14 protein-coding genes are annotated in these 23,476 nt (G+C 23.9%); 1 reads left to right on the forward strand and 13 read right to left on the reverse strand.

The features are described from left to right. Nucleotides 1-29 precede the first annotated feature (29 nt). Nucleotides 30-5,477: an ABC transporter permease gene (locus STABA_RS03725; protein WP_156006677.1), complete on the reverse strand. Its 5,448-nt coding sequence runs from the start codon at nt 5,475-5,477 to the stop codon at nt 30-32. Nucleotides 5,478-5,597: 120 nt separating this feature from the next. Between STABA_RS03725 and STABA_RS03730 the strand changes: the two genes are divergently transcribed. Beyond that, entirely contained in the window at nt 5,598-8,174 is a 2,577-nt protein-coding gene (locus STABA_RS03730) for a hypothetical protein (protein WP_156006680.1), read from the forward strand. Here the strand turns inward: STABA_RS03730 and STABA_RS03735 are convergent. From STABA_RS03735 to STABA_RS03790, 12 genes are all read right to left on the reverse strand, one after another. Continuing rightward, nucleotides 8,171-9,160: an alpha/beta fold hydrolase gene (locus STABA_RS03735; RefSeq protein WP_156006682.1), complete on the reverse strand. Its 990-nt coding sequence runs from the start codon at nt 9,158-9,160 to the stop codon at nt 8,171-8,173. The two genes, STABA_RS03730 and STABA_RS03735, sit on opposite strands and share 4 nt — an antisense overlap. Nucleotides 9,161-9,274: 114 nt before the next feature. Beyond that, a complete protein-coding gene (locus tag STABA_RS03740) occupies nt 9,275-11,470 on the reverse strand; it encodes a lipoprotein (protein WP_156006684.1) in 2,196 nt (731 codons plus the stop codon). Between the two features lie 15 nt (nt 11,471-11,485). Further along, nucleotides 11,486-12,646: an SGNH/GDSL hydrolase family protein gene (locus STABA_RS03745; RefSeq protein ID WP_156006686.1), complete on the reverse strand. Its 1,161-nt coding sequence runs from the start codon at nt 12,644-12,646 to the stop codon at nt 11,486-11,488. Then, nucleotides 12,646-13,572 (reverse strand): hypothetical protein, encoded by a 927-nt coding sequence (locus STABA_RS03750; protein ID WP_156006688.1) that lies wholly within the window; start codon nt 13,570-13,572, stop codon nt 12,646-12,648. Before STABA_RS03750 ends, STABA_RS03745 begins: the two co-directional genes overlap by 1 nt. A gap of 127 nt (nt 13,573-13,699) precedes the next feature. Next, nucleotides 13,700-15,718, reverse strand: a complete 2,019-nt coding sequence (locus STABA_RS03755; RefSeq protein WP_170264699.1) for an ABC transporter ATP-binding protein — start codon at nt 15,716-15,718, stop codon at nt 13,700-13,702. Between the two features lie 76 nt (nt 15,719-15,794). Then, nucleotides 15,795-16,445 (reverse strand): hypothetical protein, encoded by a 651-nt coding sequence (locus tag STABA_RS03760; protein WP_156006691.1) that lies wholly within the window; start codon nt 16,443-16,445, stop codon nt 15,795-15,797. Nucleotides 16,446-16,551: 106 nt separating this feature from the next. Further along, nucleotides 16,552-17,862 (reverse strand): hypothetical protein, encoded by a 1,311-nt coding sequence (locus tag STABA_RS03765; RefSeq protein ID WP_156006693.1) that lies wholly within the window; start codon nt 17,860-17,862, stop codon nt 16,552-16,554. Between the two features lie 62 nt (nt 17,863-17,924). Next, entirely contained in the window at nt 17,925-18,659 is a 735-nt protein-coding gene (locus STABA_RS03770) for a methyltransferase domain-containing protein (protein ID WP_156006695.1), read from the reverse strand. Between the two features lie 67 nt (nt 18,660-18,726). Next, nucleotides 18,727-19,413 (reverse strand): 5'-methylthioadenosine/S-adenosylhomocysteine nucleosidase family protein, encoded by a 687-nt coding sequence (locus STABA_RS03775; protein WP_156006697.1) that lies wholly within the window; start codon nt 19,411-19,413, stop codon nt 18,727-18,729. Then, a complete protein-coding gene (locus tag STABA_RS03780) occupies nt 19,406-20,518 on the reverse strand; it encodes a nicotinate-nucleotide adenylyltransferase (RefSeq protein ID WP_156006699.1) in 1,113 nt (370 codons plus the stop codon). Before STABA_RS03780 ends, STABA_RS03775 begins: the two co-directional genes overlap by 8 nt. Beyond that, nucleotides 20,518-21,375, reverse strand: a complete 858-nt coding sequence (locus tag STABA_RS03785) for a Cof-type HAD-IIB family hydrolase (RefSeq protein ID WP_156006701.1) — start codon at nt 21,373-21,375, stop codon at nt 20,518-20,520. The genes STABA_RS03780 and STABA_RS03785 overlap by 1 nt, the downstream gene beginning before the upstream one ends. Before the next feature lie 81 nt (nt 21,376-21,456). Beyond that, the gene (locus STABA_RS03790; protein WP_156006703.1) at nt 21,457-23,190 is read right to left on the reverse strand and encodes a hypothetical protein; all 1,734 of its coding nucleotides are present in this window, start codon (nt 23,188-23,190) and stop codon (nt 21,457-21,459) included. Nucleotides 23,191-23,476: the final 286 nt, after the last annotated feature.

Consider the following 23,476-nt stretch of genomic DNA (forward strand, 5'->3'; position numbering starts at 1 on the left):
TGATAAATTTATCACTTTTTTTATAAAAATTAATCTATTAGAATTGTTGGTGATTCAGTTCTAATTTTTTTTGTTGTTAAGACAATTGCCCCCACATAAGAACTTACTATTAAAACTGAAGAAACTATTGGAGTTCACCACATAAATCCAACAGGTATAGAAACTAAGTATGTAGAAACATATTGAAGCACATAATAAACACATAAATAACTTAATGCTGTTGCTAATACAAACAAAATTACTGAAAAAATGGTTACAAATTTAAATGTATATGTAATAATTTCTCGATTTGAATACCCCATTGATTTCATAACAACCATAAATTTCTTATATTGATTTACATACAAATCAGAAATTAAAATTATTGATAATGTAGAAATAATAATAGTAAATGCTATAAAGAAAGCTCCAATTGTAATTATTAATGAAGATATTTGATTAACTAAGTTTTTTTCTTCACTAATAAATTTTGTATCTTTAATTTCTGTTGTTGCTAAGAAATTATTTGGAGCATTAACTGAATAATCTCCCATTTTTGGGTTCATTGAAAATGAAGCTTGTGTACTCATAAAATAAGGTTCTTTAGAGTTTAAATAACTTCCATTGTATCATAAATGGGGTTTTACTGATTTTTGTTCTTCACTTGAACCAAACATTCAGTTATTTTTATTTGATTCACTAATTTGTGATTCAGGTGTATTTATTTTATAAGTATCTATATTTACCCCTTCTCCTGCTTCATATTGTCCTGAAGGATTATTTTTATCTTCATAACTAAAATCAAATGGTAAATATCTAGCTGTACTATAACCATTAATTAAGTTTACTAAACTTTGATCTGCAACAATCATACTATCTCCATAAACCGAAATATCATCATATTTTTGAAGATTTATTTTACTTACATTTTGATTTGAAATTTTATTTCATTCTATTTGTACATTATTAGATATATTAATTGGATTATCTGATCTTGCAAAAGCATATTCTAAGAAACTAGTTCTAATTGTTGTTAAGTTGCTTGTTTCACTACCAGATAAGTTTGTTTTTGGTTTTGAATAAACATTTGTTGGTTCAAAATAATACGAATAAGGTCTAATTCACAAATAACTACTTGGACTATAACCTAAAGTATTTTTTCAATCATTTATTGTATCATCTGGAACTTGTGATTGATCTACTTGTCCATATCATGCATCTTTATACTTATTATTTCCTAAACTTAAAATATTTTTAAAGTCATCATATTTTTCATATGGTATAAATAACATCACATTATCATATTGATAATATGGTCTAATTGATGCTTTTAATTGTTCTTGATCATTTATGTTAACTTGTTCTAGGTTATAAAAACCATATGCATCATCAACAATTTTTTTTGCTTTTTTATATCTATCAAATCCATCAATATAAAAATCATCTCCTGAAATATTATCTTGGGTTTTAAATATTGGAGCATAAGTAAATTTTGAGTTACTTAATGATGCAGGATCAAGTCAACCTTTGTTTTGACTATTTACTATTGAATTATTATAACTTTGATAATCTCTATCATCATATTTTCAAGCACTATTTGGAATATTTATTCCATCTTTTGTTAAAGTAAATCTAGTTACATTTGTTTTAACATCTTGAATTTGACTATCTTTAAACTCATAGTTGATACTTGATTGTTTATTTGCAAGCACTGGAATATTTAAAGTTTTTGAATCAATATCATAAACTTTTATTCCGTTTATAATTAAGTTTTCTTTTGGAATAACTCTTCCATACAAAATATTTTCGATATCTTTAATATCTTTATCACTTAAAAAAATATTATTTGCACTATTTGATATTTTATAAGCACTTTGAGTTTTATCTAAACCTGTGACTAAAGGATTATCTTTTTGATTGTTCATAACTACTTTTGTATAAAAGGAATCATCTTTTGGTATATATGAGTTAAAATCTCATCCAAAGCGATATTGATTTATTCTGTTATTAGATTGATTAACATAATTTCTTACATAAGCTGGAGTTTCAGCTAATATTATACTTATGATTTTATCTTTTCAAGTTCCTTCAAATGCATTTATATCTATATTTGCAAATAAAGTTTTTAAAATTGGAGGTAAACCATTAGTTAATAAAGATGATACTTGTAAAATTTTTTCTTTTCTTTGTTCTAAGTCATTATATTTTGGATTGTCTGAATGAATGATTCATTCTAATAATAATTGCACATCTTCAATACTAATACTTTTTCCGATCATTTGAACTAAGTTGTTCCCAAATAAAGAAGTCATATATGAAATTATATTTGCATTATCTAATGAATTTCCATTTTCATCTTTTACACCTTCAATTACTCTGTCATAGGTTCAATTATAATTAAGTTTATTATCAACTTTTTTATCTTCTGAAATTAAAATTTTTGGTATGACAGAATGTTCTGAAAGTGGTTGAACAGCAGAAGTAGATTTACCAATTAGTCCAATATCACTATCTAATACACCTTTTGTATCAATATAATTATTTTCATAACTCTCTACTCCATTTCATGGAGATAATGCTGTTTTTGAAAAAGGTGCATTACCTATTACATCAACATTTGAAACAGAACTTGAGTAATCAGCATTTTTATAATATTCATTTAAAGTTTTTTTAACAACTCCAGGCATTGACATGACTCCTGAAATTAAAAATGAATTTAAAAATATTGTAATAGCAGTTAATAAAGTTTTTGAAAAACCATTAATAGCAAGCTCAGTACTAAACTTTGTAGAAAATGATTGTTTATAAGTTAATACTTTTTTTAGTGTTTCTAAAAACTTATTTCTTTTATTTAAACTTTGATCTGTTGCAATTTCTAATACTGGTTTTTTTACTAATAAATATGCAACAAGATATGAAACTCCTAATGTTAAAATACCAAATATACTAAATGAAGCTAAAATTGCTTCTCAATCAAAAGTTGATTGCCAATAAGAACCTCCAGCATAAGAAATAAGTAAACTTACTATGGCTTCTTGGCAAAATGCAGAAATAACTCAAGCAATTGGAACAATTATAAACGAAGAAATAATTCCATAAGATAAATATGATACAGCAATGTGAGAATTTTTTGAACCCATTGCTTTTAAGATTGATATTTCTCCAGCATTTAATTGAATTGTTTTTTTAATTGCAATTAAAGTAGCAGCAAGTGCTATCAATGCAATTAAAGTTGCAGCTAAATATGAAAATATTTGAAATGTTTTTGTAATTTTTGGCGCTAATGTCCAATTGTATGCAAAATTTGAACTATCAAATGTTTTATACTCTTCAAAATTTTTATTAAATGATGCAAGTAAATCTTGTGTATTAATACTTTTATTAGTTTGATTTATATTTTGACTAACTTCTTGTTTAGCATTGTAAGACTGATATAAATATCACTCTTCTGACATCATATTTGAATAGTAATCTAAAACTTGTAATTCACTCTTGTTTTTTTCATTTGCAGTAACAAAATTATATAAAAATTTAGAAGTATATTTTGCATAATCATTTGTTACAACTTGTGCTAAAGTTTCTTGAGTTCCATAAACAATTACACTTTTTTTACTATTTGGAACTGGTATATTTATATCTGCAATAGGAAAAAAAGTTAATGGGTCAACTCCAAAACCACTGATTACAAAAGTAGAACCTCCTATTGAAATAGTTGAACCTAGCTTATAATTATTTGCTTTTGCAAATTGCGGATTAATTATAATTTCATTTGATGCTGTAGGAAAGTTTCCAGAAACTATTGACAATCTTGATTGTCATTGATCATCTAAAACTATTAAACGATATTTCATTTCTTTTTGAGAATCAGGAAAAGACATTTCTGCTCTTAAATCAGATTTAACATTTGACGCTTGTGCAACTATTTTATTTTTTAAATAAAATAGTTTTATATTATCAATATTGTTTCTATTTAACTCATTTTTTGTTGCAAATGTAGTAAAACCATTTTTTTCAACTAAATTTTCATTTAATGTAGAAGTTTCAGATTCTAATTTTAAAAGTTTTAATCTATCTCTTCTAATTACATTACCTGTTGGTTGATTTTTATTATCAACACTAACTACTAACTGATTTAAACTTCCTCTTATTCCCCTTTCATAATTATCATCACTTTCATTAACATAATAATTTTTATAATTAATATTTTTATTTTCATTTAATGTATTTGACGCTAAATCAATTTGTTGCAAATATGGTAATTGATATTTATTTTCTTCAACATTATATTGCATTTGATAAAGTTTATTTTTATAATCTTCATTTAAGTAATCTTTTTGATCTGAATATATATTTCCAAAAATATATGTATATAAAACATTTGCGATTACTTTTCTATCATTATCGTTACTTGACTCATCATAATAAGCAAATCCTGGGTTTTCATTTGTATTTTTTAAAGCATCAAAAGTTTTTGTTAAAACTGTTTGATCAATAACTTTATTTTCTTTATCATTTTGTGCTATAAATATTGATAAGTCAATATAGTGTTGTACATAATCAATTGTGTTATTAATAATTTGTCCAATTAAAGTATTAAATGCAGATAATAAATATAAATCATATATAGATATATTTTCGTTTGTTAAAGGATTATTCTCATTAAAAATTTGATTAAAATTACTCTCATTAATTATGTTATTTTCAAACAATTTATTATAAGTTGTTGTTTTTAAATAATCTTTTTTATCTTTTAAATCATTTAAAAAATTAGTTCTTAAAGCTAAAATTGTGGTTTGATAAAAATCTTTATATACTTTACTTTTAATTGAACTATTATCAATAAAGTCAGCATACTTTGTTAAGTTTGTAATTTTTAATTGATTATATTTTTCATAAGAATTTTTATACTCAATTTTTCCGCTATATTCATCATATTTATAATGAAAAATAGGTTCTAAAAAACTATCACTAGATAATAGGTTAAAAAATGAGTTTTTCACTTCAGTTTGTCTAAAAGATTTTGCAATAAATGTATCAATATATTCTTTTTTATATTCATCAACAAAACTATTATCAATATTTTTTAATGAGAATTGATCTTGATTTTTTGATGCATTTCCAGATAAATATGTTGCATTTTCATTTAATGAAATTAAGTTAAAATTATAACCAACTCCATTATTTGCTTGATTATATGTATCTAAATCACTAAATTTTTTTGCTAAAAATTGAAAATCTACAAAATCCATCATAGGAACAGATTTTAAATCTAAATTATTTACAGTTCCTACTTCTCTAGAAGAAACATAATCAAACTTATCCATTTTTGACATGACTTGTTTATAGTTGTTTATTATTCTTGTTGAAGCAGATAGAGATATTCCTAAAATTAATGAAGCTATAAAAGTTAAAATAATAATTACATAAAATTGAATTTTAAATTTATATACACCTTTTATTCCTTGTTTTAAATATAGGAATATACTAAACTTTTTCATTATTTACCTACCTTTTGTTAATATATTTATACTTTAATATTAATTATAAGAAAATAACTTTTTTTATACAAAAAACTTTTAGTAAAATGCTTCTATATAATCTATTTAAGGAGAAAAAGTATGAAAAAACTATTAGCAGTACTATGTTCATTATCAATATCATCAACCTTATTTTCAGTGACTTCATGCTCGCTTGTAAATTATGAAAAACAATATGTAAAAAACAAAGTTAATTCACTAGTTGATATAGCAAGTTTAGCTTCTAGAAGTGCTATTTTAAATGATGTTGAGGGAATTGATGTTGATTATTTAAATACTTTTATTGGTAATAAAAAAATCAAAGATTTAGAACCTAATTTTAGTGCTTCAGATCAAGCATCAACAAGCAGTGTTGTTAACTCAGTTTTTGATAAAACTTTAGATAGAAGTTATTATGAAAATTTAGCTTCAAATAGTGAATATAATTTATCAAGTAAAACTTCACCCAATTCTTATGCAGATTCAATTGTTGATAATGGTTTATTAATATTATCAACTATTAAATCATCTGGTGGTATAAAACCATCACTTGGAGGAGTTATTGAGGGACTTATTCCTCAACTTTCTAGTATTTTTGGTAATTTAAAAAATGAATTTAATATTGATAAAAATTGATCTGATTCATTGTCTCAACTTGCTCCATATGCACAACAATTGATAAATGATTTAGATAAAACTAATCTAATTTCAACAATTTGTCGTTTACTTTTTAATATTAATTTTATAAATGATAAAAAAGTGGATGATTCAGTTATAGATAATTTAACTCCAATGATTTTAGGAACTAATAGTGAAAAAGTTACCAATATTCCTTTTATTATTGAAGACTATATCAATAATGTAATGTTTAAAGATTTTAAAGGACAATATAAAGATAAATTTAATGAAACTCATAAAATTGATTTAACTTTAAAAGTTGTTCAACAATCAGCTTTGAGAAAATTAAATAGATTTTTATACAATTTAAGTGGAAATGAAGATAATAATTTGAAAGCAGAATTAAGTCTTGATGACTATTTACCTATTGATAATTCAAGTTGATTTAGAAATAATTTAGCACAAAGTTTAGGATATATAATAAAAAACACTGACAAATTAAACTATGCTTCAATCTTAGAAAATATAAATGATATTTTTTATATCTTATCAAGTTTAATAATCAATATTGGTTTATTTGATTTTGAACAAATCAATAATGATTTAAGCACTAATATAAGTGAAGAACATTTATTTGAAAAACAAAGAACAAATAAAGAAGTTTTTAAAGAATTAAATGATCAAAGCAATCAAAATCATTTAGTAATAAGTTTTAATAGTGAATTAGAAAAACAAAATGGAATAATTACAAATAATATAAAAACAAAAAGAAAATTTAGTATATACAGTTTCTTAAAAAATATTTCACTTGCAATTAATCCAAATGCAGACAAAGGAAGAGATATGCAAAGAATTTTATTTTTATTGTTATATTCTAATTCTCCAACTAAACAAGATTATTTAATACCAGAAAATTTAGGATTATTAGATGTTTTAAGTTTAGGATCAGATAAATTAGAACAAGAAGTTACAGGCACAGATAGTTTGTTAAATGGAGTTATTCAAGCATTAGGTTTTAAATTATTTGATATTTTAAAAGATATAAGTCTTCCTGAATTTTTAAAAAATATTGGTGCTCTTGCTGCTTCAAGATTATTTGGGATAACTGGAGATTCAATAGTAAATGATAGAAGTATAATGGGATTGTCATCTTTATTAAAATTAATTAACTCATTTACAGATACTGGAATTAGTATTAGTGATGAAAGTACAAACAAATTACAAAATGGTTTTCAAGCCTTATGAAATAAAGACTCAAATGTTTTAACAGAGTTAACAGGATGAAAAATTAACAATAAATCTTTAAATTTTGTAAACATTTTTAGCATGGAAATAACTTCAGGTTTATATTTAAATACAATTTTAAAAATTTTTAGTGAAATTTATAATGAAAATAGTGAAGCTAGAAGCAAATATAATTCTGAAAAAGAAAAAAATCAGCAAGGAAATGTTAGTGATGGTATTAAAAAATTTGCATCTAGTGCTACAAATAAATTTAAAGTATATTTTAATAATAAAATAAATAGTGATGAAGGTTTAGTAAAAGATTTAAAAGGAACATCTGGTAATTCAAGTGGAGAGTATAATACATTAACAACTGCTTTATCATTAATGAAATATAATGGACTTGCATTAAGAGATGATGATTATAAAAATAATAATCTTTCTTTTGCTGGATATAAAGGTTTAATGTATGCATTAGGTTATAAAGAAGGAGTTAATGAATTTAAAGACAACTCGATTTTAAAAGCAGCAGAAATAATTTTTGATGATAATCATTTCGAAAACATTATGACAAATACATTAGATGACTTTAAGTTTTTATCAAATACAAAAAAAGAATATATAAAAGATAAAATTGAACCTTTAATTGATTCTAAAAACTTTGTTTCAAAACTACTTACATATTCTGAAATAGATAATAAAAATATTTTAGGAACTATAAGTTTTGAAATTAGTTACACCCCTATAAATAAAAACATTTATAAATATCAAATTACATTAATGGAAAACTCTAAAATGGAAAATTGAAAAATTAGTGAAGTAAAAAAAATTGCTTAAGTAATTTTTTTTTCATTTTCGTTTTCATTTTCTTCTTTAGAAATATCTATATACTCACTTTTATAATTTAAAACTGATTCTAGAAATTCATTTATATCTCGATAAACTTTTTCTTTTCCAACTTCATTTAAAATTTCATGACGCATATTTAAATATAATCTTAATTTAGAATTAAGTCCATTTTTTTTATAAATCTTTTGTAACTTTCTTGGGTCTTTTCCAAATTTACCAACACTATCTTTATCACCTGAAATTATAAAGATTGGTAAATCTTTTGGAATTCTATCAATATAATCTTGTTTTTGAATTTGATTTAATCCAAAAAATAAATCTTTAAAAGCAGAACTTGTAAAAACTTGTCCAGCTAAAGGATCATCTAAAAAATTCTTTACAACATTTTCATCAGTACTTAATCACTCTACACCTGTTTTTCCATGCTTTTTAAATTTTGCATTTAAAGGTTTGTAACTTAGTTTTCAAATGAGCTTATCAACATTTTTTTCTCCATATTTTTTTTGATTTTTTTTAGCAACACCTAATCCAAAGTTTAATACTAAACTTGAGTATAATGCAGTTCCTACTATTATAGCTCCATCAACACTATCTCCATAATTAGAAATATAATTTCTAACCATAAAACTACCCATCGAATGTCCAACTATTACAACTTTTAAATCTTTATATGTACTTTTTATAAAGTTATTTATAATATGTAAATCTTTAATTATAATATTTCATCCATCTTCTTTGGCAAAAAAACCTAATTCATTTTCTTCTAAATTAGCAGTTTTACCATGACCTCGATGATCTGAACCAATTACTATATAATTATTTTTGTTTAAGAATTCTACAAAATTAATATATCTCAATGTGTGTTCTGCACTACCATGAACTAGATGAATTACTCCAACTGGATTTTTTACTTCATCTCAGATATATGTATGTAATTCTTTATTGTCAAAGCTTTTAATCTTTATTTCTTTCATATATTTTTTCCTAACTTTATTTAATATTTTATAATAATTTAATAAAAAACAAAAATCTAGTTACAGTTAATTTTTTATAAAAAAACCGATTTGTTATAATCGGTTAAGTAATTATTATAATTTTGAAATAGAACTAACTTTTAAGTATTTACCTTCATAACTTAATTTGATTTCAAATTTATTTTCTGTATTTGTTGTAGCATCTTTTACAGTGTAAGTAAAGTCATTAGTTTGTTGTCCATCAATTGTAACTTTTAAACTATCAAATACTTTATTTGCTTCTGATTTTGTAACTTTTATTTTTTCACCAAAATCATTAATCATACCATTTAAAGTATTACCAACTACTCCAACTCAAGTTACATTTTCTTGAATAACTGTTTGTAATTGTTCTAGAACTGATTTTTCTTTAATACTTCCATCACTATTTAATCCCAATATATTCATCATATTATCAAGATCTGCTAATGCATTTGATAAAGTACTATTTGTATATAATCTTTTAAACAATTCAGCAAAACTATCAAATTTAACAATAACATCACTTGTATCATCATCTCTTGCTTCAGGTTTTTTAGGAGTAGCATTTTCAATCATTTTATTAACAATGAATTGTAAAGAATTTGTAGTTAAAAATCCCATTCCTAAATCTTTTTTACTATCAAAAACTTTTACTTCTTCTTTTTTAGAAGCAAATAAAGGTAATTTAAAGATATTTTCAATTGGACCTTGTAACATTTTTTTAATTGATAGTCCTAATTTTTCATTTTTATTATCATAAAGATATTCTATTCATTTTCCTATTGTTGCAAAATTTGAATTTCAATCACCATTTTCAACAATACTTTTAATTAAAGTTTTTAACATTCCATCTGGGAAACTAGAAATAAAATTTGGAATCATTTCAAAAGTACCTTTTAAATCATTAGTTAAAAGACCGTTTGAACTTTCACATCCTATACCTCAATTAATGAATGTTCTTAAAAATGAATCAATGTAAATTTTATAAATTACAGCATCCATTGATTCATTTCCTAATAGAGCTATTGCAAATTGAGAAACTATATTAATTAGTCCATTTTTTAAACCATTATAAGGTTTTAATAAATTTGTTCAATTACCTTTTGCACTTGTATTTTCACTTTTTGTTTCTGAAGGAGTTGCTAAAAATGCACCTAAAAGGTTTCTTATAACTCTTGCTCCTAATCCTTTTGAACTTTCTCCTTCTTTAGCTGATGTAGAACTATCATTTACAATAATACTTAAAACTTTTAATGCATTACTAAAATTAAACACATTATCTTTTTCTGCAACTTTTGTTGTTCTTTTTGTATCAATTTCACTTATTGTTAATTCTTTTGAAGTTAATTCTGTAACACTATAAGAATTTAAATAAACTAATAAAGTTCTAACAAAGAATAAAACTCCAGGCAAACTTCCAATATCTGTTAATAAATCTAAATTTATTTTTTTAGATCCATTTAAGACCCCACCAATATTTTGTCCTAAAACTTTTGAAGCTCCAAAGATATTACTGTTGATATCTCTAGAATTTTTATAACTTAATGCTTCAGAACTACTATCTTTATTTATAATTTTATCAATTGAATTTGATAATGCAATAATACTTGCATTCATTGCATCTTCAAAACTTAAAAATTCTCCCTTATCATCTTTATATGCATCAATACTAAAAGCTTTTTCAAAATCTTTTAAAACATCATCTGTAACGATTTTTCCTAATGATTTAATCAAATCAACTGAAACAAAATCTTTTAGTTTTTGACCAACTAAAGCCATTAATCCTGGAAATGCAGCAGGATTTGCAAGTGATTTTAAAATAGTTGGAACAGATTGTAATAATGATCCTAAAGTTGACATAGTACCACTTATTTCTGGTGCAACTACTTCACCTTTATAAACACTATCATCAACTGCTACATCACTTGAAACAAATTCACTACTATTTTTAAAGTATTTACTTGCTATTTCACTATATCTAGTATAGGCATTTGTTTCTACACCAGAAAAACTTATAATTTTTAAGTTTGATATATAATTGTTTTTTACATGATCATTCATAATGTATGAAGAACTGTAATGAACTTTATTTAATCCTTCACTTGTTGTATCAATTTCATTTTGATTTAAATACAACGCTTTTGCATACTGAGACATTAAAATAGAAATGTTATCTTGATCTTCTTTGCCATCAAAACTCGTATTAGTTTTTGCACCACATGCAATTGCAAATGACACTGGAGAAGCACTGATAGATAATACTCCTAAAATACTAATTAATTTTTTCATTGTATAACCCCTTTATTAAATATTTATCAAACCTAATTGTGATAATAAGTTTCAAATTTTATCTGCTACGAATTTATGACCAGCAGCTGTAGGATGAACTTGATCTATAAAGAAAAATTCATCTATATTATTTACTTGATATTCTTTTCTGACAGTTGCATTAATATCAATGTTTGTTAAATCTAAACTTCCTAAATCAAATGCAGTTGATGTACATAAGTTATTTTCTATGTTTGCATTTGGAGTTGTTTTTTTAAATTCATCTAAAATATTTTTTAACTCTGAATAAAGATTGTATGTTTTAATGACATCATTTGTTTCTTTATTTATTTTTGTTATTAAATTTGATAATTTTGAGTCAAACTCTTGGCATAATAATTTAATTTTATTTAAATCATCTTCAGTATATGGTTTTTCTGTATTTTTATTGTTATATCTAGGAGTTAATAAAATATCTGGAGGACTTGCAAAAATGATTTTTTTTGCACCATTGTTGATTAAAGTATAAAAACATTTTTTTATATTTTCTATTGCATTATTCATAATATCTGCTTGTGCATTCAAATCATCTCTTGCATCAGCTAGAGCAAATAAATCGTTTCCCCCAATTTCAATAAAGAATAAATCATTTTCATTGATAACTTGTTGTTGAACTAGAGCAACTGCTTGTTTATAAATTCCAGTTTTTCCCATCAATAATTGTGATGCTAAACCAGATCCTTCATATGCAGTTGCTCCTCCAACTGAATAATTTCTTCCTCAAGACTTTTTACCTTTATAGTCAACATCAGCTTGGTGAATTAAGTTAGATGATTTAAAACTATCTGCACTAAAGTTTAATTTTTGGTTTATTAGTTCAGCAGTTCTTAATCCATTACTAAATCCATTTTTATATTCTCCTGACATTTTTGCATCAACACCAAGTTCATCTTTTGCAATTGTAACTAATCCACCATTATCACTTAAACTATCTCCTAATGTATAAAAATTAGAAACACCAAAATGATTTGCTGGATCTTCACTTGTATCTACAGCATTTGATTTATCAATGTCTTTACCAATAAGATTGTCAAAAGTTGTATTTATTTTTGCTTGTGCAGGTAAACATGCTACACTAGCTGATGCAGTTGAAATAGAAATAGTTACCATTGAAAGTAATGTAAGTATTTTTTTCATTAGCTATTACCTCTCTTTTTGTTAATGATTAACATTGTTAAAGTATATGTAAAGCAAGGAATAACAACAATTAATAAAATAAGGAAAAATACTACTCCTGCTCTTAAGTTATCTAATGTACTTGTGAAAAAAGGAACATATAACTCACTAGTTTCAACTTTTTGTTTTGGCATTTTTGATTCATCTAAAGTTTTATCTTTAAATATATTATGTCCCATAACATTCATACCAAATTTTATATTTTCGATTTGTTTATTTAAATATCAAATTTTGTTGTTTACTAACAATGTTCCTAAAGATGCGCTAACATCAATTCCACTTATTCCAGGATCACTTGCTTGTAATTTACTTTCGTACACGTCTTGATCTATAATAGTTTGATTTCTTAATAAATCATTTCTAATTGATGAAGAAAAAATTTCTTTTATTCCTCCATTTTTGAACATTCATTGAATTCCAGAATTAACATATCCAAAACTCAAGAATTTAGTTGAAACAGCTTTGTCAAATTTAATTAGATCTTCACCTAAGTCGTATAAATCTACGTCTCCTTTTTCATCTCTAACTTTTGCTCATCTTGTTTCATATCATTCATTTGAGAATTTTTCATAGTCACTTCTTTTTTGACTATAATTTTCTGTTTCGTAAGAATTTAATGTAGAAATTGAGTCACTTGTATATGCTTTTTTAATAACGTTTTCCATTACTAGATCGTAAGATACATCTTTACCATCTACAACAAAAACACCTTTTGGCATAACTTCCCCGATTTGTTTATGGATACTGTTTATGAATCGTAATGATTCTATACCAACACCTGGAATCACCATAAGTAAGCTAAATAAAAAGTAAACTGAAAATACTATTGGAAAAATAATTAATTTCAATTTTACTTTTGTAGTAAAAAAATCTTTAAATTTTTGCATTTATAAAACCTTCCTAATATTTTGTATTGCTTTATTTTATAGTTTTTTTAGAAAATAGCAAAGCGTTTTTTATTAACTTGAAAATTATTTTAAATTTATAAAAAAAAATACTTCAAACAGAAGTATTTTAATCCATTAATCCTGCTTCATATAATTTTTTGAAATGTCCTTCTTGTTTTTTTAATTGATCAAAAGTTCCTACTTGAACAACTCCTTGATCTCTTCCTAAAACAATAATTTGATCACAGTTTTTAATTGTTGAGAGCCTATGCGCAATACTTATTGAAGTTCTACCAACCATAAGTTTATCTAATTCTTTTTGTATTTCTTTTTCCACAATATTATCTAAAGCACTTGTAGCTTCATCTAAAATTAATAATTCAGGATCTTTTAATATCATTCTAGCTATAACAAGTCTTTGTTTTTGGCCTCCAGACAACATCATTCCACGTTCTCCTAAAATAGTTTTATAACCATCAGGTCAAGTCATAATTAAACTATGTAATTCAGCTTTTTTAGCAGCTTCAATAACTTCTTCATCAGTTGCATCAAATCTACCATATTTAATATTGTCAAATACATTTCCATATAAGATTTGAGGTTCTTGTTCAACATAACCAACTTTATCTAAATAATTTGCTAGATTTACATTTCTTAAATCTGTTTTTCCATTAATTAAAATTTGTCCTTTACTTGGATCGTAAAATCTTAATAACATTTTTGCAACTGTTGATTTTCCTGCCCCAGTTTCTCCAACAAATGCATAACTTTTCCCATGTTCAAATGTAAATGAGAATCTTGGTAATATGATTTTTTCGGGTTTTTCAGGATAAGCAAATTCAATATCTTTAAAGATAATATCTCCATTAATATTTTTAATTTTTTCTCCAGTTTCTTCATCATAACTAACATTTAATATTGATTTTGATTTTATGATCTCATTAATTCTTATAGATCCAGCAGATGCTTGAATCAATCCAACGATTAATCTTGTTATTTGCATAATTGGTCCAACCATTGTACCAATTCCACTTATAAATGATGATAAAGTTACTGCTAAATAGTTTGGATTGTCATAATACATTAATGCTGCTGCAACTACAATTGCAACTTGAATTGAACTTATTCCAACTGTAATCACAGTAATTATACTTGACTGAGTTGCTATTAGAGTTCTAGATTTTTTATTGTAATCAACATGTATTTTTTTAAATCTTTCAGTTTCATAGTTTTCAGTTCCACTTGCTTTAATTAATCTAATAGTTGCAATTCTATCAGTTACATCTCCATTAATATTTGTGATTGATTTTCTAACTCTTAAAGCAATTTTTTTAACTACTCCAAATGTAGTTATCAACACTCCAAATATTGATATCATTAATAAAATAACTACTCCTGTTAGTTTTAAATCAATTGTTGATAAAGTTGCAATAGATCCACAGAAAGTAAATAATGCTCCCATAAATGTAACAGGAACTTGTTGAGCTTGTTCTCCGATTATTTGAGTATCTGCAACAATTTTAGTAAGGATTTCTCCAATTTTTTTATCAGAATAATAACTCATATCTTGTTTTACAAGTCTTTCTAATGCTTTGTTTCTTAACTCAATCTCAATATTTTTTCCCATAATACCAGCGATATATTGGGTTAAATATGTTGTTATTCCTAATAATATAAACAATCCTAATTGTACATAAATTCATTCTACTCACCCTAAATGTAAGTTCCCAATTTCTGTATAAAAGTTTTTTGAGTTACTTAATAAATCAATATCACTATTGTTTAAAACATAACTGTCATCTCCTTTAAATTTAACTCCCTCTAGTTGTGCATTTAAATCCGCAACCGTTAAAGAATTACCTTGAGATTGGTATAAGTGAAAAATTTGTACCGCAGTTAAAGGTACTAATAAAATTTTCATCATATATTGAATAACTTTTGGACCCAAAACTGAAGTTCCAGATGAAATCGCTGCTATCAAAACTAAAATGATGGCTGTTCAAATATGTCTTGCTAAATAATGTCTTACAATTCCTAAAAAATTACTTTTAGGCTTTTTTTTGAAATATTCTTTTTCTGCTGCTTTTGTTTCTTTTAGATTAGGATCATCAAAAACTTTTTGCTCAGCTTCTTTTTCTTTTGTCATTTTTTCTCTCCTTTTTTTCATATAAAAAATTGTTTTTATTTATAAAAACATCATTTTAGATTAGTAAAAATAAAAATTATTTTCTTAAATCTCCATTATTATATTCGGTGATTTTAATATATACTGTGTGCTTATAATTTGCTACTTTATAATTAATTAAATCTCTTAATTTTATTCTTACGTTTAAAATTATTGAAATTAAAAATATTACAAAATTTGTAGTAACAATCATTAGTCTAGATACACTTTTTGATAGTAAATTAAATATTTTAGCTAAAAATTCAATATGTGCTAAAAAATGAGTTATAACACCAATATAAGTCATAAAAATTAAATTCATTATTGAAAATTGAGTTAAGAATATTGAGTTTATAATTAATGCAATTTCTGAACTGTTTGAAAGTAACAAAAATGAAAAAGTTAATAATAATAAAATTGTTGCTAATGTTTTCATAGCTACAAATTTCTTAGTTTGCAAATTATCAAGTCTATTAATAGTTTTTTTATCATAACTTAAATAATAGATAACTAAATTAACAATATTTAAAATATGAATAAAAATAATTAAAAGTAAAATTAAAAAATATGAAAAAACTAACGAAATTATTGCAAATTCTTTAAACTTAAAAACTACTCTACTAAATGGATCTAAAAAAAGAATAATCAATGAAATTAAAAAATATAGTATAATCTTTGATAAATTGTTTTTCAATTTTGTTTTTATCATTTTTTAAATCCTCCTTACCTCTATGAATTATTATAACTATAAATTAAAATAAAAATCTATAAAATTATCCAATAAAAAAATGGTAATTTAAATAAAATTACCATGTTTATTTTTTTAATTCAACTATCACATTACAAAATTCATAGTAAGCTTCTGCACCAATATCAATCATTGCATCAGTTAGTTCTTCTTCATTTTTTAAACCGTTAAATAAATTGTGTTTAAAATCATCTACATATTTTGTTAAACTTTTTTCGAATCCTTTAATCAAGTCATTTTTTGTTTTTTCACTAATTTCAATTCTACTTGCATTTAAAAATTCAAAATAGTCATTTAAAACTTGTAGTGAGTATGCTTTATATTTAACAGTTGCATAAAGTTGTGCTAATAAAATTAATTTTTTTGATTTAATATCTCCAAATTGTTTAATAAAATCCATTTCATTAAAATTAAATACAACATTTTTAAATTTAACTGTTAAATCATGGATTTTTATTTCTATTTCTTTTTTATCAAATTTAGAATCTAAGTTAAATAAAAAATTTTTAACTTTAATCTTATTTTTATCAATTTGTTTTTGAATGTACTCATATCGATTTGTTTGATTTGTTAAAGAGTCATAACTTCAAAATTTATAATCGTCAATAATATTAAATTTATGATTTTTCAAATCTGGAGTAATGCTTATAATTGGTTTTAAAGGAATAAGTTCAAGTTCTTTATCTTTTGGATCATTTTTTTTCATTCTTCTTACAATATCCATATTTATTTTTTTAGCTTTTTTTGCAATTAAATCAAAAAATATACTAGACAGAACTATACTACATAATGAATTAAACAAGATTGTTGTGATAGATAAAATAGTACAAATTACAGCAAAAGCACTTAAATTTAAAATAGGTATATTATTTTCATATTTTCAAAAATCTTTTGCATATCCTACAAGTTCAAAAACTTTACTTGATTTATTATAATCAAATGCTTGTGAAGATAAAAAAATAAATAAGCAGATATTTGAAATTATTAATATTAAATTATCTAATATTACAATAAAGTTCAAAGCAATTAATCCTACTTTTAATTTTTCATTTTGCTCTTTTGTTTTTTCTTTAAAAAGTTTATATGAATATTTAGAATAAAAATACATAATATAAATTGCAGCACCAATTTTAAAAATATTAAAAACATTAGCATCATTTAATCCTGCTTCAATAACTACTTGATTGTTATTGTTATCTTTAATATTAAAGTCATCTAATATATCTATGAAACCATCATATGTAAGTAACTTAAAATCTTGATAAATGCAAAGAATAATAAAAATTATACTTAAAGTCATCAAAGTAATACTATTTTTTTTATTTATTGCTCAAACTAGGCGCTTTTTATCTACCTTTGAAGCCATTGCACTTTTCATTAAATTTCCTCTTTCAAATCTTTACTTTAAATATTATATAAAAAACTATTATTAATTTCTAGTTATTTTTTTGCAATAAATGTTATAGTTTTTAAATTTATAAGAGTTTTATTATTATAATTTTTTATTATATCAATATTTTTAAAACCAATTGATTTTAAAATCATTTCAAATTCAAAAATCCCATATCACATTAATTTTACTTCTTGTTGTTCAACTAATTGATCATTTATTAAATAATCTATTTTAGTAATAGTAAATTGTTCTTCTCAATTGATTTCTTTACTATAATTATTTACTTGTAAATCAAATTCTTTTAAATTATGAGTGTAAAAATGATTTATCCCCTTTTTATATTCATTAGGCATAATTAAATCTATTGCTAATCTTCCATTTGAAATTAAACTAACATAAAAATTTGTTAAAACTTTTAATAGTTCTTGTCTAGATTCAATTAAACAAATACTTGCATTTGGCATAATAATATATTCATAATAATTTTCTTTTTTAAATGCTTTTAAATCTGCTTTTATTAGTGTTGTTTTAAGATTATTTGCTTTTAAATTTTTCAAACACAAATCTAGCATTTCATTTGACTTATCAACGCCTTCTATATCAATCTTATATTTTAAAAAAGGTATTAATAATCTACCATTTCCAACTCCCGCTTCTAAAACTTTTCCTTCAACTGGCATTAAAAGGTTTTTATAGAATTCTAAATCACCATCAACACTTGTACCTGGTGGTTTTGTAAAATCATAAAGCATACAACTATAATTTTTATATTGATTTTCCATAAAAAAAATCTCCTTAGTTATTAAATATACTATAAAGTATAGCAATTTACAAAGAGATTTGTTTTTTTTACATTGTATATTTTTTATGTTTTACATATTTAATAAGGTCATTTGCAAGTGTACCTTGAGCTTTTGCCAAAATTTCACTAAACTGAAATTCATTTGGTTCTTCTGACATTGTGTCACTTACAATTTTAAATGAAATTATTGGTTTATTTAAATTGTATGCTGCTTGAAAAAAACCATTACATTCCATATCAACAACATCAATTTTATCTCCAATTTTATTAACAAAAAATTCAACTTGTTCTTTTTTACTTATAAAAATATCACTTGTTGCAATATTTGTATATTCGATGTTTCCTATAAAACTTTTAAATTCTTTATTTACAATCGAATCACTTGTAAAGTATCTGGGCATTTTTGGAATTTGTCCGTATGCATAACCAAATCCAGTAGCATTTGCAGCTCCATAATAAGCTTTACTTACAAGTAATTTATCAAGTCTTTTGAAATCAGAGTTAATACATCCAACTAATCCTGAGTTTATAAATAAATCAATATTTTCATATTCCGAATTTAAGTAAGTTAAACAAGTAGCTGCATTTACAATACCAATTCCGCTGATCGCAATTAAAACTTTATCTTTTTTATATATTAGAAATGGATCTGAAGTAATTTGTTCAGCTTCTAAAAGTCCGATAAAATCTTCTGCTTCTTGTTCCATAGCAAATAACACACAAACTTTACTCACTATTTACCTCCTCCTTTACTCAATATTTATATGAATCAATTAGTTTTGATCCAATATTTTCTTTTCCGTGTTTTTTTACAGATGCTTCATATTGATTTTTTAGCAATTCTATAAAACCAAGTTTTAAATCTCTATAAACCAAAGTTCTTATTTTTTCAATACCAGGATAATCTCTTTCGATTGAAATTTTATCAGCGCAAAACACAATCATATCCAAAACTGACATTTCTTTGTCAGCAACAGTATGTTTAAATATTGCATTGATTATTTCTTCATCATCAAATAATCATTCATATTTTAAATGAAAAGCACCCGAAAAGGAATGCCAAACTGGTTTTGGTTCTTTTAATAAAGATTGATCGTACTTTTTAATTATATCAATTGTTTTTTCATCATTTCATCTTTTTGTAATATCATGTAAAGTTCCTGCAATTAAAGCTTTTTGTAAATCATAATTATTCATTTGCGCCAATTGCAATGCTGCTTGACCTGTATTTAAACAATGAAAATATCTATCTTCTTCCATTTTTGTTTCAAGTCTTTCATATAAATACAATAAAGATTTATTTATATAGTCATTTACTTCTTTAATTTGTAAATCTATATCAATTAAGTTTCTAATTTTAGTAGAACTTAAAAAGTTATTATCGAATTTAAAAGTTTCTAAATTATATTTTTTTATTATTTCATTATTTATATGTTCTGGGTCTCTTATAAAAACTTTAAATTTGACAGTTTTTATCAAATCACTAAAATGATCTCATTTTTCAAAATTATCAAGTTGATCTGAACCCATTATAAATGAAAAATCAAAATTAGGATAGTTTGTAACATAGTGCAAAATTGTATCATAAGTATAACTTCTTACTGTTTTTCTAATTTCAAATTTTTTTACTTTTACATAATTTAAATTTTTTACTGCCAAATCAATCATTTCAAGTCTTTGTGTAACACTAGAAGTTGAAACTGTCTTAAAGGGGTTTACATATGCAGGTAATACTCAAACTTCATCAAAGCCTAAATCATATTTGCAAGTTTTAATTATATTTACATGATCTGTATGAATTGGATCAAAAGATCCGCCAAATATTGCTATTTTTTTCATTAGCCATTAGAAAGTAAACTTGTTAAGTACTTTCCAACCCCGTTTTCATCAATACTTTCTAAAACTTTTTTTGCAACTTTTTTAAGAGGTTCAACTGCATTCCCAACACAACACCCATTATCTGATAACTCTACCATTTCTAGATCATTATTATTATCACCAACTACATGAATATCTTTAACATTTAGTTTTTTTATCTCAGCAAACATTTTTAATCCAAATGCTTTATTAATACCACTGTTCATAGCATCAACTAAAATTCTACCTTGCATTCTTGTTGTTGGATGCGATAGATTTAATGAACTTAATAATTTATAAGTTTTATTTAACAATCTTTCATCTTTATTATCTGGAAAAGAAAATAAAAATTTAACTGGATTATAAGTTTTATTCATAATCACTTCTTTTAAATCATTTAATGATTCTACAAACTCAATATCTGGTTGTAATGACTTTTCATAATCTTTATATAAATTTTGAAAATATAAAGCTCTTTCTGCAGTTTTTGGAGCAACTAAATAATCAGCTGAATAAAACAATAAATCTATATTATTTTCAATTGCAAAATCGAGTAGTTTTTCACTTATATTTAAGTCAATTACACTTTCAAATAGTACTTCTCTTGTAATTGGGTCTGTAATAGTTGCGCCATTACATCCAATAACAGGAAGTGTTATATCAAGTTGAGAAACATAAACTTTGGTTGTTGCAAAAGTTCTTCCAGTTATTAACATAAATTTTGAATCACTTTTTTCTTGATAATTAAGAATATCTTTAACAGTTTCGTTTAATATTTTAAAATTAGAATTTAGAACTATAGTTCCATCTAAATCACTTGCAACATAAGGTAATTTCATATTTCCTCCTTATATGTTTACTACTATACCTTTATATAAATTTAACACTTTTTTATATAAATACAATTTTTAAATGAAATATTATTTTTTGTAAATAAAATTAGTTAAAAAATGCTCAATTGCCGGAAAAGCAACAATGTATAGTTTAATTCCATTATCTAAATCAATTCTTGGATTAACTTCAAGAATATCATTTACTAAAAGAACCATTGAAAACTGACAATCTTTTGGCAGTTTCAATTGTTTTGATATTTTTTTATAATCTTTAAAGATTATATTAAATCTTGGTGTTATAACTTTTTTTATAATATTATCTAAACCTTTATAAGTTATTAAACCACATTTATAGATATGTCACATTTGTGGCGCTTCTGGAAAGAAGTGGTTAACAAAGAAAAAACATTTTTTAATATTTTCTTCATAAGCAATAGCGTCAACAAAAACCTCATCAACACTACCTCGATTAATATTTGCTTTTTGCTGAAAAAAAGGAATTTTTTCAGGTTCAATATTTTTTATTATTGAAAATCGCTTGTGCAGACTAACCAATGAATCTTTTAACATTTCTCTCAATCTTGAATTCATAAGTTTATTAAAATTTGTCAAAATCGAAGCATCAAATAACATTCATTCTTTATGAGCATGAAAACTCATTCAAATAATTTCTGGAAATCCGACTAAATTACTTTTTTTATTATTATCAAAAAAAGCTAATAAAGGTTTTTTATAAATACCTTCTTGATAAAAATCTTCTAATACATTTTTTTTAAAAGGTTCATCTCTTTGTCTAGAATAAGTTATATTTTTTATCAAACTAACCACTCATTCACCACTTAAACGGTTATGAAAATGTTTAAATATTGTTCCATATAGATTTGTAACATAACCTTCATAATCATAAACGTTATAATACCTAAATGAAAAGATTAGAGTTTCTAAAATTTCTAGATATTCATTTAAGTTTAAACTTTCACTATATGATACTTTTGAATAAATATCTTCACGATTCGCACGAATACTTCTTTTTAAAGAATCATCAATTCAAATATTATAATCAAAAATAAATTCTTTTCTTTTTATTTCTAAATCGTCATCATCTAATTTAAAAATAGAGTCAAAATTTAAAGGTTTTAAAGCATTATAAGCAACTTTAATAGATGATAAATTATCTGGTTCTAGTTCTAAAATATATTCTCTTAATTCTTTTGCTTGTTTTACATAACTTTGCATCCAAATCAACATAAATAAATCTTTATAAGCTTTCAAATCATATATTTTTGTATCAACAAATTCATCCATTTTTGTAAAATAAATCAAATATTCAAAATCTTGTCCCATAATCGCAAAACTTCATGCTGATAATGACTCGTAAAAAACTCTAAGACTTTGCAAATAAATCTTATAACTAAACTTTTCATTTCCAAATTTATGAACTCTTAAATCAACATTATATTTAGTTTTATTAACTGTTGAAAGTAACATATATTCTTGTGCTAATAATCTTGCAGATAAATAAAGCATTGAACAAACAAAAGCTCTACCTGACTCTTTTAATTTTTCTTCTCCAACTGCAATAAACCCTAAATGTGAATCTCTTAAATGAGTACTATAGAATTGAATTTTTTTATAGATTTCTTTTTCTAACTCATAAAAAAAATCTGCCATTCGGTTTTCATTTTTGCTCATAATATTAATCATTAATTTAATATCATCTGGGGTGATACCAAAATAGTCAAAATAATTTAATTGACTGTTAAAATCATAAAAATTACCTCTCCCAGAAAGTTTTTTAAAGAAATCAAATTCTATTTCCATATTATCCCCTATTTTGATAACTAAATTAATTATACCTTATTTATTTTTATAAAAAATCTTTCATTAATTTGTAAAAAAATACTTGTATTGTAAAAAAATAAGTGATATATTTAATATGTCCTTTAGGGCGCACTTATGGTTGCAAATATTTAATACATCACTTTCATTAAATATTCGCTAAACAACATCCTTTCTTTCGACTCGACTTGTATCTACTTCCATAAGTGCTCAGTTGGTATAAGTCTTATTCATTACTCATTCATATCTTTTTAATTATTAGTAAATC

This window comes from Spiroplasma tabanidicola, from assembly GCF_009730595.1.
Taxonomy (GTDB): domain Bacteria; phylum Bacillota_I; class Bacilli_A; order Mycoplasmatales; family Mycoplasmataceae; genus Spiroplasma_A; species Spiroplasma_A tabanidicola.